This is a genomic window from Lysobacter soli (assembly GCF_009755585.1).
Taxonomy (GTDB): Bacteria; Pseudomonadota; Gammaproteobacteria; order Xanthomonadales; family Xanthomonadaceae; genus Lysobacter_J; species Lysobacter_J soli.
In genome coordinates, this window is sequence record NZ_CP046603.1 from 3,107,944 (window position 1) to 3,120,598 (window position 12,655).

The 12,655-nt window shown below is 68.4% G+C and carries 12 protein-coding genes; 6 read left to right on the top strand and 6 right to left on the bottom strand.

The window, feature by feature from the left end; all coding sequences use genetic code 11:
- Positions 1–23: 23 nt before the first annotated feature.
- The 6 genes from GOY17_RS14195 to GOY17_RS14220 form a co-directional block, all read right to left on the bottom strand.
- Positions 24–1,655: an ABC-F family ATP-binding cassette domain-containing protein gene (locus GOY17_RS14195; protein ID WP_157030882.1), complete on the bottom strand. Its 1,632-nt coding sequence runs from the start codon at positions 1,653–1,655 to the stop codon at positions 24–26.
- Between the two features lie 234 nt (positions 1,656–1,889).
- Complete coding sequence (locus GOY17_RS14200) at positions 1,890–3,554, bottom strand: amidohydrolase (protein WP_157030883.1); 1,665 nt, start codon at positions 3,552–3,554, stop codon at positions 1,890–1,892.
- A gap of 72 nt (positions 3,555–3,626) precedes the next feature.
- Positions 3,627–4,742, bottom strand: a complete 1,116-nt coding sequence (locus tag GOY17_RS14205) for an ABC transporter permease (RefSeq protein ID WP_157030884.1) — start codon at positions 4,740–4,742, stop codon at positions 3,627–3,629.
- Positions 4,739–5,683 carry an ABC transporter ATP-binding protein gene (locus tag GOY17_RS14210; RefSeq protein WP_157031743.1) on the bottom strand — a complete coding sequence of 315 codons (945 nt, stop codon included), beginning with the start codon at positions 5,681–5,683 and terminating at the stop codon, positions 4,739–4,741. The genes GOY17_RS14205 and GOY17_RS14210 overlap by 4 nt, the downstream gene beginning before the upstream one ends.
- Before the next feature lie 38 nt (positions 5,684–5,721).
- Positions 5,722–6,669 (bottom strand): HlyD family secretion protein, encoded by a 948-nt coding sequence (locus GOY17_RS14215; protein WP_157030885.1) that lies wholly within the window; start codon positions 6,667–6,669, stop codon positions 5,722–5,724.
- A gap of 4 nt (positions 6,670–6,673) precedes the next feature.
- Positions 6,674–7,393 carry a TetR/AcrR family transcriptional regulator gene (locus GOY17_RS14220; RefSeq protein WP_157030886.1) on the bottom strand — a complete coding sequence of 240 codons (720 nt, stop codon included), beginning with the start codon at positions 7,391–7,393 and terminating at the stop codon, positions 6,674–6,676.
- A gap of 159 nt (positions 7,394–7,552) precedes the next feature.
- On the opposite strand from GOY17_RS14220, the gene GOY17_RS14225 reads away from it, so the two are divergent.
- From GOY17_RS14225 to corA, 6 genes are all read left to right on the top strand, one after another.
- A complete protein-coding gene (locus GOY17_RS14225; RefSeq protein WP_157030887.1) occupies positions 7,553–7,783 on the top strand; it encodes a hypothetical protein in 231 nt (76 codons plus the stop codon).
- A gap of 88 nt (positions 7,784–7,871) precedes the next feature.
- Entirely contained in the window at positions 7,872–8,855 is a 984-nt protein-coding gene (locus tag GOY17_RS14230) for a PhoH family protein (RefSeq protein ID WP_157030888.1), read from the top strand.
- 8 nt (positions 8,856–8,863) lie between these two features.
- On the top strand, positions 8,864–9,343 hold the full coding sequence (gene ybeY / locus GOY17_RS14235; RefSeq protein WP_115842470.1) for an rRNA maturation RNase YbeY: 480 nt from the start codon (positions 8,864–8,866) through the stop codon (positions 9,341–9,343).
- 94 nt (positions 9,344–9,437) lie between these two features.
- Positions 9,438–10,334, top strand: a complete 897-nt coding sequence (locus GOY17_RS14240; RefSeq protein WP_157030889.1) for a CorC family transporter — start codon at positions 9,438–9,440, stop codon at positions 10,332–10,334.
- A gap of 10 nt (positions 10,335–10,344) precedes the next feature.
- The gene (locus tag GOY17_RS14245; protein WP_157030890.1) at positions 10,345–11,508 is read left to right on the top strand and encodes a lipoprotein N-acyltransferase Lnb domain-containing protein; all 1,164 of its coding nucleotides are present in this window, start codon (positions 10,345–10,347) and stop codon (positions 11,506–11,508) included.
- A gap of 39 nt (positions 11,509–11,547) precedes the next feature.
- Positions 11,548–12,567 carry a magnesium/cobalt transporter CorA gene (gene corA / locus GOY17_RS14250; RefSeq protein WP_157030891.1) on the top strand — a complete coding sequence of 340 codons (1,020 nt, stop codon included), beginning with the start codon at positions 11,548–11,550 and terminating at the stop codon, positions 12,565–12,567.
- Positions 12,568–12,655 lie beyond the last annotated feature (88 nt).

Below are 12,655 nucleotides of genomic sequence, written 5' to 3' on the forward strand. Positions count from 1 at the left end.
CTGTGACATCGGACATAGGAGCGTTACGCATCGACGAACGCCCGTTCGAGCAGGCGGCCATTCTCGAGTGCGAGTCGCCGCGTCGGCGAAAGGGCTTCGACGAACGCCGCGTCGTGGCTGATGACCACGAGCGCACCGCGATACGCGCGCAGGGCGCGTTCGAGTTCGCGCACCGCGTGCAGATCGAGATTGTTGGTCGGCTCGTCCAGCACGAGCAGTTGCGGCGCGGGCGTCGCATGCAGCGTGCACGCGAGGCTGATGCGCAGCCGCTCGCCGCCGGAAAGCGCCGCGATCGGCCGATGCATGGCGGCGCCGCGGAAAAGCCATCGTGCGAGCAGGTTCGCACGTTCGACGTTGTCGAGCGCGGGCGTGTTCGCGCTGAAGCAGCCCATCACCGTGTCCTGCGCATCGAACGCGTCGAGCCGTTGCGACAGGCGGGCGACGCGACCTTCGCCGCGCCTGGTGACGCCCGAATCCGGCGCGAGATCGCCGCAGAGCAATCGCGCGATCGTGGTCTTGCCCGACCCGTTGCCGCCAGCGATGGCGATGCGTTCGGGGCCGCGGATGTCCAGGTCGATTCCGCCCGGCGCGAACAGGGCGACGCCATCATGGAGGACCTCCAGTGATCGACCGGAAAACAGCCATCTGCCCGGCGGTACGTGCGTGTCCGGCAATTCGATGGCGAGGTCGGGCTCTTCCCGGATCGACCGTTGCGCGACCGCCAGGCGCCGGCCCGCGTCGGCCAGCCGCGTCGCATGCACGTCTTCCGAGCGAGCCGCTGACAACTGCGCCGCACGCTGGCGATTGCCCGCGACGATGCGCGGCAGTCCCGCGTCGGATGCGCCACGACGTGCGTTGGACGCGCGTCGTTCGGTGCGTTCGCGCGCCTGCTGGCGTTCGCGTTCCTCCCGCTTCACGGCGCGTCGCAGGCTGCGCACGTCCTGCTCCGCGGCGTCGGCCTGCACGCGAACGGCCTCTTCGTAGAACGCGAAATCGCCCCCGTATAGACGCAGCGACGTGCGATCGAGTTCGGCTACCTGGTCCACGCGGCCCAGCAGCGTGCGGTCGTGGCTTGCCATGAGCAGGCAGCCGTCCCACTCGTCGATGAAGCGGTAAAGCCGCTGCCGCGCAGCGGCGTCCAGATGGTTGGAAGGCTCGTCGAGCAGCAAGACGTCCGGCCGCTTCAACCACTGCGCCGCGAGCCCAAGCGCCATCACTTCGCCGCCGCTGAGCGTGTCGAGCGTGCGGTCGAGCGCGAGGCGATCCAGCCCGAACGTGGCAAGGCTTGCCCGCGTGCGCTCTTCGAGATCCCACGCGTCGCCGACCGCATCGAACAGCGCCTGCTCCGCGCGCCCGGCCGCGATCGCCGCGAGCGCGTCGAGCCGTTCGCGCACGCCGAGCACGTCGGCGACGCGCAAGGCACCGGGGAAAGCGAGATCCTGCGGCAGGTAAGCGAGCGAGCCGGCGATATCGACCTGCCCGGATGCAGGCGTCAGTTCGCCGGCGAGCAGCCGGAGCAAGGTGCTCTTGCCCGCGCCGTTGGGCGCGACGATGCCCGTTCGACGGGCGTCGAGCGTGAAGGACAGTCCATCGAAGACCGGCGTGCCGTCAGGCCAGGCGAAACAAAGGTGGGAAACGCGTACGTGTGCACGCATGCGGGATGACTCCATCGTGCCGGCGCCAGGGCGCGGCGATCAGAACGAACCTGCGTCAGGCGGCAGGTCGAAGGCTCTGCGGAAGGAGTCGTGCGATCACACTGCGGGAAGGTCTCCGTGGGCCCGTACGCGAATGCGTCGGGCGAAGCGCATTATCGGCCGTGCGGCGCGCGATGTCGCGCACGCACCGCCGGATCGTTCAGTTGCGTGAGGAACGCGACGGCGCGCGCTGCCTCATTTCGCGCGGTACACCGCCTTGCCGTCCACGTACGTCGCCTGCACGGTGAGGTTGCGCAGGCCGTTCGGCGCGATCGCCAGCGGGTCCTCCGTCAGCACGACGAAGTCCGCGCGTTTGCCGACGGCGAGGCTGCCGACCTGCGTTTCGGCGAAGCCCGCATAAGCGGCATCGAGCGTGAAGCCGCGCAGCGCTTCGAATGCCGTCAGCTTTTCCTGCGGATACCAGCCGCCGGCCGGCAGGCCCTGCGCATCGGCGCGCATCGTCGCCGCGTACAGGCCGAAGCGCGGATCGACCGATTCCACCGGGAAGTCCGATCCCAGCGCAAGGCGCGCGCCGCTGTCGCGCAGCTGGCGCCACGCGTACGCGCCGATGATGCGCTGCGGGCCGACGCGATCCTCCGCCCACGGCATGTCGCTGGTCGCGTGCGTGGGCTGCATCGATGCGATCACGTGCAGTTGCGCCAGGCGCGGAAGGTCGGTCGGCGACAGCACCTGCGCGTGTTCGATGCGCCAGCGGTGATCGGTGCTCGTCGCGTCCTTTCCGAGCGCCTTCGCATACGTTTCGAGTACGACGTGGTTGCCGCGATCGCCGATGGCGTGCGTGGCGACCTGCACGCCGCAGCGCCTGGCCTTGTCGACCGCGACGGCGATCTGCTCCTTTGATGTCACCATGATGCCGAGGTTGCCGTGGTCGTCGCTGTACTCCTTCAGCATCGCCGCACCGCGACTGCCGAGCGCGCCATCGGCGTAGAGCTTCAGCGTGCGCATCTGCAGGCGGCCGGACGGATGCGTGTACAGGCCGTTCGCGCAGAGCGATTCGAGCGCCTCGTTGTTGCCGTCGGCCATCGCGGTGATGCGCAGCGGCATCGCGCCGCGATCGGCCAGGCGCTGGTAGCGCTTTAGTTCGGCCAGGCTCACGCCCGCGTCGTGCACACCGGTCAGGCCATGCTCCACCGCCGATTGCATGCCGAGCGACAGCGCGCGTTCGGCGGTTGCCTCGTCCAGCGGCGGTCGGGCTTCGTCGACCAGCCCGGAGGCCGCGTCGACGAACACGCCGGTCGGCTGCTTGCGCGCGTCGCGCACGATGCGGCCGCCATCGGGCTGCCAGTCGCCGTGCAGATCGCGCTTAACCGCACGCATCGCGGCGCTGTTCGCCCAGCCGGCGTGGCCGTCGATGCGTTCGAGCCAGACAGGGCGGTCGGGGAACGCTGCGTCGAGGTCGGCGGCGGTCGGGAAGGTCTTGTCCGGCCAGTCGTTCTGGTCCCAGCCGCGGCCGATCAGCCACGCGCCCGCGGGCAGCTGCTTTTCGAACGCCTGAAGCCGTTGCACCACTTCCTGCTTGCTCGCGGCATCCACCAGGTCGGCGCTGAGCATCGTCATGCCCAGCCCCGAGACGTGCGCATGCGCGTCGATCAGGCCGGGAATCACGGTCGCCTTCCCGGCATCGATGCGCTCGGCCTTCGGATAACGCTTCAGCAGCTCGGCGGTGGAACCGAGCGCGAGGATGCGGCCGGTCTCGTCGTACGCCAGCGCCTGCGCCTTCGGCTGCGCGGTTTCCATCGTGTGGATGCGCGCGGCGCTCAGCACCGTGACCTGTGCGGCCATCGCGTGGCCCGACATCGCGACCAGCGCGCCCGAAAGCGCCAGAACCAGCGTACGCATCCCCTACCCCGCATGTCCGAAAGTGTCCGGACTGTGCGCAATCGCGCCGGTCGTGGCAAGTACTGCGTGCGCTCAGTCGAGCCGCTTGCGGAAGCGCGAGATCGCCAGCGTCATCATCACCATGATGAAGGCCAGCAGCGCCAGCACGTCGGGCCACAGTTCGAACAGGCCCGCGCCGCGCAGCATGATGCCGCGGATCAACCGCAGGAAATGCGTCAGCGGCAGGATTTCGGCCAGCCACTGCACCACCTTCGGCATGCCGGCGAACGGGAACATGAAGCCCGACAGCAGGATCGACGGCAGGAAGACGAAAAACGTCATCTGCATCGCCTGGAACTGCGACTGCGCCTTGGTCGAAATGAGCAGGCCGAGCGTCAGGTTGGCGAGGATCAGCAGCACCGCGGCGAGGTATACGTCGAGCAGGCTGCCGCGGATCGGCACGTCGAACAGCCACACGCCCAACACGAGGATCACCGTGGTCTGGATCAGGCCGATGGCCGCGTACGGCAGCACCTTGCCGATCATCAGTTCCGAACTCGACAGCGGCGTGGCGATGAGCAGCTCCATGTTGCCGCGTTCGCGCTCACGCACGATCGCCACGCCGGTGAACAGCACCATCGTCATCGTAAGGATCACGCCGATCAGCCCGGGAACGATGTTGATCGCGGAACGTCGTTGCGGGTTGTAGAAGCTCACCACGCTCACCTGCCCCGGCCCGGTCTGCCCGACAGTGCCGGCGGTGCTCGCATTGGTGCTGGGCTGCGTGTTCAGCGGCAACTGCGCGAGCTGCACGGCGGCGCTCTGCACGACGGTGTCGCTGCCGTCGACCAGCACTTGCACGGCTTCACGGCCTTCGAAGCGGCGGCGCTCGAAATCGGGCGGGATCACCACGCCGATGCTGATCTCGCCGCGGCGCAGGCCTTCCATCAATTGCTGTGGCGACGTCGCGCTGACGGCGGGATCGATCACCCCGGTGGCGACCATGTCCATCACCAGCGCGCGCGAGGCGGCGGTGTTGGACAGGTCGGCGATGCCGGTGTCCAGTCCGCGCAGGTTGAGGTTGATCGCGTAGCCGAACAGCACCAGCTGCATCACCGGGATGCCAACGATCATCGCCAGCGTGATGCGGTCGCGCCGCATCTGGCGCAGCTCCTTCATCACGATCGCGAAGAGCCGGCGAAGGTTCATGCGGCTTTCTCCGGGTTGCCTGCGTCCTGCGCGTCGTCGCGGCCGCGCGTGGAGGAGACGAAGACGTCTTCGAGGTTCGGCGTCGATGCGGAAACGTCGGCCTGCAGGCCGGCATCGTCGAGCGCCTTCTTCACGCGCGCGGCGGCATCGCCGTTGGCATCGTTGAGCACCCGCAGCGCGTTGCCGATCTGCGCCACGCTGAGCACGCCCGGCACGTCCAGCAGCACCTTCTGCGCGCGGCGCGGCTGGTCGGCCATCACTTCCAGCGTGCGACCGGCGAGCGCGTGGGTGAGTTCGTCCGGCGTGCCATCGGCGACGAGCACGCCGCGGTCGAGGATCGCGATGCGATGGCAACGCTCGGCCTCGTCCATGTAGTGCGTCGAGACGAGGATCGTCGTACCGGCGTCGGCGAGGTCGAACAGCTTTTCCCAGAAATCGCGGCGCGATTCCGGGTCCACCGCACTGGTGGGTTCATCGAGGAACAGCAGCTCGGGCTTCTGGATCACCGCGCCGGCCAGCGCAAGGCGCTGCTTCTGGCCGCCGCTCATCGTGCCGGCGAGCTGCTTCTGCCGATCAGCGAAGTGGTACTGCTCGACCAGTTCGTCGATGCGCTTGGCGGCCTGCGCTCGCGGGATGTCCTGCACGGCGGCGAGGAATTCCAGGTTCTCGCGCACCGTGAGGTCTTCGAACAGCGAGAACTTCTGCGTCATGTAGCCGATGCGGCGTCGCAGTTCCTCGGCCTGTTCGGGAATCCGCAGGCCAAGCACTTCGACGTCGCCTTCGGTCGGCGTGAGCAGGCCGCAGAGCATGCGGATGGTGGTGGTCTTGCCCGAACCGTTCGGGCCGAGGAAGCCGTACACGTTCGCGCGCGGGACGCTGAGGTTCACGTGGTTCACCGCGACCAGCTGGCCGAAGCGTTTGGTGAGCCCGCGCGCGTGGATCGCCAGATCGGCGGCCGTATCGGGAGCGACCTGCGCGTTCATCGCGCGAATTCCACCCGCACGGGCACGCCGGCCGGAAGTTCGCCGCCGGTGTCCCCGGTGATCTCCACCTCGGCGAGGTAACTCAGGCGTGCGGCGTCATCGCCGATCAGCGCGTAGTACGGCGTGAAGCTGGGTTCGCTGCGGATCATGCGCACGCGGCCCTGCAAAGCGGCGTCGCGTCCGTCGAGGAACACACGCGTGGTGTCGCCGACCTTGACGTTTGCGCGGATCGGCTCGGGCACGTAGATGCGCGCGTAAGGGCGATCGCCCACGAGCATCACGGCGAGCGGCGCGCCGACCGGCGCTTCGTCGCCGAGCCGGTACGGCAGGCTGTCGACGACGCCGGAGCGGGGCGCGGTGACGTCGAGCCGTTGCAAGGTCGCCTGCTGGTTCGCGGCCTGCGCCTGCGCGGCCGCGACGGCCGAGCGACCCTGCGCGATCTGTTCGACGCGCGTGCCGCGTTCGAGTTCGAGCAGCGCGGCCTGCGCGGCACGGACCTGTCCTTCGGCAGTGCCGGCGGCGGCGCGCGCGCGATCGACATCGGACGCCGCGACCAGTCGTTGCCGGCCGAGCGGTTGCAGGCGCGTGTAGTACGCACGCGCGTCGGCGGCTTCGGCCTGCGCGGCGGCGAGGTTCGCGCGCGCCTGCTGTATCTGCTCGCTGCGCGGGCCGTGTTCCAGTTCCTCCAGCGCCTCGCCCGCCTGCTGCGCCTGGGCCTGCAATGCCTGCAGTTGCGCCTGCGTTCGCGTGACCTCCAGCTGCAGCAACGGCGTGCCGGCTTTCACGCGCTGGCCTTCGCGCACGTCGATGCGGACGATTTTCTCCGATGCGGGCGCGGGCAGCGCGATGCGGTCCCATTCCAGCGTGCCCAGCGCCTGCGGCGCGTCGTCGCGACAACCGGCAACGACCAGCGTCAGGGCGAGAAGGCAGACACGTGCGTTCATGGCGTCACTCCAGTCCCAGGCCGCGGTCGAGCAGTGCGAGCGTGTGCCGGCGCAGCACGTCGAAATCGAGGTCGTCCGCCTGCAGCAGACGGCGCCAGATCGGCGCACCGGCCGCGGGAAACAGCGTCAATCCGACCAGCGACACCATCAGCAGGCGCGGATCGAGGTCTTCGTTGAGTTCGCCCCGCGACTGCGCCTGGGCGAAGCGCGCGGCCATCATCTGCGGCAGTTGCGGGCCGATGCGTTCGAACAGCACGTCGCGAAGCGCGCCGCCTTCGCACAGCACTTCGCGCACCCACAGCGGCGGCAGCCAGGGATGCGCGGCCACCAAGCGGCCCACGCCGGTGACGAAGCCGGCGATCAGCCCGGCCACGTCGTCGCCGGCGGCGAGCACCGGCTCGCGCAACTGCTGGAAGGCCGGCAGCACGCGCTCGGCGATCACCGCTTCCTGCAATTGCGCCTTGTCGCCGAAGTAGTAATGCAGCAGCGCCGGCGTGACGCCGGCCTCGGTGGCGATGGTCCGCAGCGAGGTCGCGGCGATGCCCCCGCGCACGAAACAGGCGATCGCCGCGTCGAGCAGGCGTTCGCGCAGGTCGGGGCTGTCGGCGTTCGGACGGCCGGGCGAACGGCCAGCGGGTCGCCCCGCACCTGTTCGTCGAGCGGTTGGCGGGCTCGGGACCTTTGCGGCCTTCCGACGTGGTTTGGGGGGTAGCTCGGCGCTCATGGCAGGTATTTAATTGTGCAATTAATTAGATGGCAAGCCGGTTCCGACGAACGGTCGCGCCCGGTGGCGCAGTTGCGAGCCGCGAGCGTTGCGAAGATGACAAGCGTCGCGCGGCCCGGTCGGCCATGATGGGGACGGGTCCACCACGGAATCCTTCCCATGATTCCCACGCATCCCCTCCTCCAGCGCTGCGCCCTCGGCCTGTGGTTCCTGGGGCTCGGCGCGCTCGGCCTGCTGCGCTGGTGGATGCGCTATTTGCGCGACGCGCAGGTGTTCTCCGACGTGGTGATGCACGTCTGGCTGTGGGGATCGCTCGGGCTGGTGGCGGTCGGCGCCGTGTGGACCGCGTGCGCGTTCGCCACGCATCGACGCCATCGCGACACGCGCTGAGGCTTCTTTGAAAAATGACACCCGCGGGCGCAAGCTTGTGGGCTCCGGCGCGCGTCGCGCGCATTCCCCCACGGAAGATCCCGTCACGATGTCCCGAACCACGTCCGAATTCGTCCTGGAGCCGGCCGAAACCGAGCGCCTGGCCAACCTCAGCGGCCCCTTCGACGGCCACCTGCGCATGATCGAACTGCGCCTGGGCGTGGAGATCGCCAACCGCGGCAACATCTTCCGCATCGTCGGTCCGCAGGACGCGGTGGGCAAGGCCGAGCGCCTGCTGCGCGACCTCTGGCGCGACGCCGCCGAGGAAACGCTCACCGAGCCCGCGATCCACCTGCGCCTGACCGAGATCGACGCCGACCACGTCGCCAACGACGACGTCGAACCGCAGGAAGTCGCCATCCGCGTCAAGCGCGGCACGATTCGCGGTCGCGGCGCGAACCAGGCCAAGTACCTGCACGCGATCGCCACCAACGACATCAATTTCGGCATCGGCCCCGCGGGCACCGGCAAGACCTTTCTCGCCGTTGCCAGCGCGGTGGAAGCATTGAACGAGGCGCGCGTGCAGCGGCTGATCCTCGTGCGCCCCGCGGTCGAAGCCGGCGAGAAGCTGGGCTTCCTGCCGGGCGATCTGACGCAGAAGGTCGATCCCTACCTGCGCCCGCTCTACGACGCGCTGTACGAGATGCTCGGCGTGGAGAAGGTCGTCAAGCTGCTGGAGAAGAACGTCATCGAGATCGCGCCCCTTGCGTACATGCGCGGACGCACGCTTAACGATGCGTATGTGATTCTCGACGAGGCGCAGAACACGACCATCGAGCAGATGAAGATGTTCCTGACCCGCATCGGCTACGGCAGCACGGCCGTGGTCACCGGCGATCTCACGCAGATCGATCTTCCGCGACACCAGAAGTCCGGCCTGAAGGATGCGCTGGACGTACTGCGCGACGTCAACGGCATCAGCTTCACCTTCTTCGAATCGCGCGACGTCGTGCGCCATCCGCTCGTGGCGCGCATCGTCAACGCCTACGATGCCCGCGACGCGCAGAACGCGGCGACCGGCCCGTCCGCCTGAGCGATGCCATGACCAAGGGCCCGATCCGTCTCGACGTCGTCATCAACTATGCCGTGCCGCGTGCCGGCGTTCCGTCCGCGGTGAGCTTCCGCAAGTGGGTCGCGGCCGCGCTCGACAGCCGCATCCGCGAAGCCGACCTCGCCATCCGCATCGTCGGCACCAAGGAAGGCCGCGCGCTCAACCATCACTATCGCGGCAAGGACTACGCGACGAACGTGCTCAGCTTTCCAGCGGAACTGCCCGACGGCCTGCCCGAAGGCGTGAAGATGCCGCTGCTGGGCGACCTGGTGATCTGCGCGCCGGTGGTGGCGCGGGAGGCGAAGGAACAGAAGAAGCCGCTGGCCGCGCACTACGCGCACCTGACGGTGCATGGCGTGCTGCATCTGCTGGGCTGGGACCACGAGGACGAGAAGGAAGCCGTCTGCATGGAGCAGCTGGAGCGGGAAATCCTCGCCGGAATGGGCATCGAGGACCCTTACGGCGAATGAAGCTTGCCCGGCCCGGGCCCGCCAAGCGCCCGTCGCCCATCCGCGCTAGACTCCCCCGACGCCCCCATCCCCCGGGGCGCCTGACCAAATCGCAATGTCCGAGGACGACAGTAGTAGCTTCCATTCGCCCGAGCACCAGGAAAAACGCGCCGACCGGCGCGGGCACGAAAAGCCCCGTTCCTGGCTCGAACGCATCAGCTCGGCGCTTTCCGGCGAACCGACCACCCGCGAAGACCTCGTCGAACTGCTGCGCGATGCGCAGGCCGACGGGCTGATCGCCGCCGACACGCTCCGCATGATGGAAGGCGCCATCGCGGTGTCCGACCTCACCGTTGGCGACGTGATGATTCCACGCTCGCAGATGGTCTCCCTCCCGGCGGACGCCAAGTTCCTCGACCTGATGAAGCAGGTCGTCGAATCCGGCCATTCGCGCTTCCCGGTGCACGGCGAGGACAAGGACGAGATCCTCGGCGTATTGCTCGCGAAGGACCTGCTGCGCGGCGTGGTCGCCGACAACGGCCCGGGCAGCATCCACGAACTGCTGCGCCCGGCCGTGCTGATTCCCGAATCCAAGCGCCTGAACGTGCTGCTGCGCGAGTTCCGCCAGTCGCGCAACCACATGGCGATCGTGATCGACGAGCACGGCGGCGTCGCCGGCCTGGTGACGATCGAGGACGTGCTCGAGCAGATCGTCGGCGAGATCGACGACGAACACGACGACGCGGAAGACCCGAACGCGCTGATCGCCGCTCAGGCCGACGGCCAGTTCGTGGTGGACGCGCTGACGCCGATTTCCGACTTCAACGAACGCTTCGGTGCCGACTTCGATGACGACGAATACGACACCATCGGCGGCCTGGTCACGGCGGCCATCGGCCACCTGCCCGAAGCCGGCGAGGAGCTCACGCTGGGACGCTTCGTGTTCCGCGTCTCCGGCGCCGATGCGCGCCGCGTGCACGCCTTCCACGTCGGGGTGCTGGGTGACGCGTGAGCCGGGGGCGATGCGCCGCGTCTGTGCGCTGATCCTTCTGCTGCTGGCGTTCGTCGCCCTGCCCGCCTTCGCCGCACCGCGCATTGGCGTGGCGACGATGCAGCCCGGCGAGATTTTCTTCGAGCGCTTCGGCCACAACGCGATCGTCGTGGTCGATCCGGAAACGAACGAGGCGATTTCCTACAACTTCGGTTTCTTCGACCCGACGGAGAAGGATTTCGTCAGCCGCTTCGTGAAGGGCGACATGCGCTATCGCCTGGCGGCGCTGCCGTTCGAGCAGGACCTGATGCAATACCGCGAGGAAGGTCGCGGCGTGAGCATCCAGTGGCTCGACCTGACCGATGCGCAGGCGAGCGAGGTGGCCGCCGCGCTGGCGGAGAACGCGAAGCCGGAGAACGCGTTCTACAAGTACGAGTACTTCGACGACAACTGCTCCACGCGCGTGCGCGACGCGCTCGACCGCGTACTCGACGGCGGCCTGCGCCGGCAGATCGAAGGCCGTTCGCACGGCTCCACCGCGCGCAGCGAAGCCGTGCGACTCGCGTCGCCTGCGTGGTGGATGTGGCTGGGTTTCGACGTCGGGCTCGGTCCGTCCGCCGACCAGCCGATGCCGGTCTGGCGCGAGTCGTACGTGCCGATGCGCCTGGCCGCCGCGCTGCGCGAAGTGAAAAACAGCGACGGGCGTCCGCTCGTGCTGGAAGAACAGGAAATCCTTCCGCATCGCCTTCCGCCCGAGCCGCAGGACGGCCCGGTGCGCTGGTGGCCCTGGGCGCTGGCCGGCATCGCGTTCGGCATCGCCGCCGCGGTGGCGGGACGCTCGCGTCCGCGCGTGGTCGCCGCCGTCGCGCTGCCGTTCTGGATCCTCGCCGGCGTGCTCGGCGCGTTGATGCTGTTCCTCTGGTTCGGCACGCAGCACACGTATGCGTGGGCGAATGCGAATCTCCTGCTGCTCAGCCCGTTGTGCTGGCTGCTGCCGCCCGGCGCGGTGCGCGTGCTGCGCGGGCGCGATCCGGGACGGTTCTTCCGCGGCGTGCTCGTCGCGGTGGCCGTCGCTGCGGTCGCGTCGCTGTTCGTGTACTGGCTGCCGGTGACGCCGCAGCGCAACGTGCACTGGATCGCGCTGCTGCTGCCGATCCACCTCGGGCTCCTGCAGGCCTTCCGCGCTCGTCGCTGAGGGTTGCCGCGGCGGGCGTGCCGGGCGCAGGATTCGCGCATGAGCACGCCTGCCCCGACTCCGACGAAACACAACAGCCTCAACCCCCAGTGCGTGGTCAACTGCGCCGCCTACGGGCGCGGCGGCATACGCCGTGAAATCAGCCTGGACGAGATCAGCGAAGTCCTCGCGAAGGACGACGACACCTTCGTCTGGGTCGGCGTGTACGAGCCCGAAGACGCGATCCTCGACAAGTTGCAGGAGGAGTTCGGCCTGCACGACCTCGCCATCGAGGACGCACGCAACGCGCACCAGCGTCCGAAGATCGAAACCTATGGCAACTCGCTCTTCATCGTCGTTCACACGGCGCAGAGCGTGGACAGCCACATCCGCTTCGGCGAGACGCACATCTTCGTCGGACCGCGCTACCTGGTGACGGTGCGGCATGGCGCATCCACCAGTTACGCACCGGCGCGCGCCCGCTACGAGCGCGACGCGGACGACCTCGCGCATGGGCCCGGTGCGGCGCTCTACACGGTGCTCGACCTCATCGTCGACAACTTCCAGCCGATCGTGCAGGAGTTCAGCCAGGACCTGAACGAGCTGGAGCAGGACATCTTCGCCGAGGAATTCCGCAGCGAAACGGTCAAGCACCTGTACGACCTCAAGCGCGAACTCACGCGGCTGCGCATGGCGGTGTCGCCGCTGCAGGATATCCTCGGGCAGCTCGCGCGTGCGCGAACCAGCCTCATCGACGAGGAGAGCCAGCTGTATTTCCGCGACGTGCTCGACCACGCCGTGCGCCTCAACGAAACCACCGACACGCTGCGGGAAATGCTCACCGCGGCGATGAGCGTGAACCTGTCGCTGGTGACGATCCACCAGGGCGAGATCGTCAAGCGGCTGGCCGGTTGGGCCGCGCTGCTCGCCGCACCGACCCTGATCACCAGCTGGTACGGCATGAACTTCACGCACATGCCGGAACTGGAAGGCCGCTGGAGCTACCCGGCCATGATCGTCCTGGTCGGCGTGGTCTGCGTCGTGCTCTATGCGTTGTTGCGGCGCGCCAAATGGCTGTAACTGCACCCGGCGTCGCCTTGCCTAGACCAAAGTCGCAGGCGAGTTGACGCATTGCGCATTGACCCGGCGCCCGGCGCGGCGCGAACCT

Coding starts and splice junctions, on each gene's coding strand:
- GOY17_RS14195 (WP_157030882.1), bottom strand. CDS start 1,655: ATGCGTGCACACGTACGCGTTTCCCACCTTTGTTTCGCCTGGCCTGAC.
- GOY17_RS14200 (WP_157030883.1), bottom strand. CDS start 3,554: ATGCGTACGCTGGTTCTGGCGCTTTCGGGCGCGCTGGTCGCGATGTCG.
- GOY17_RS14205 (WP_157030884.1), bottom strand. CDS start 4,742: ATGAACCTTCGCCGGCTCTTCGCGATCGTGATGAAGGAGCTGCGCCAG.
- GOY17_RS14215 (WP_157030885.1), bottom strand. CDS start 6,669: ATGAACGCACGTGTCTGCCTTCTCGCCCTGACGCTGGTCGTTGCCGGT.
- GOY17_RS14220 (WP_157030886.1), bottom strand. CDS start 7,393: ATGAGCGCCGAGCTACCCCCCAAACCACGTCGGAAGGCCGCAAAGGTC.
- GOY17_RS14225 (WP_157030887.1), top strand. CDS start 7,553: ATGATTCCCACGCATCCCCTCCTCCAGCGCTGCGCCCTCGGCCTGTGG.
- GOY17_RS14230 (WP_157030888.1), top strand. CDS start 7,872: ATGTCCCGAACCACGTCCGAATTCGTCCTGGAGCCGGCCGAAACCGAG.
- ybeY (WP_115842470.1), top strand. CDS start 8,864: ATGACCAAGGGCCCGATCCGTCTCGACGTCGTCATCAACTATGCCGTG.
- GOY17_RS14240 (WP_157030889.1), top strand. CDS start 9,438: ATGTCCGAGGACGACAGTAGTAGCTTCCATTCGCCCGAGCACCAGGAA.
- GOY17_RS14245 (WP_157030890.1), top strand. CDS start 10,345: ATGCGCCGCGTCTGTGCGCTGATCCTTCTGCTGCTGGCGTTCGTCGCC.
- corA (WP_157030891.1), top strand. CDS start 11,548: ATGAGCACGCCTGCCCCGACTCCGACGAAACACAACAGCCTCAACCCC.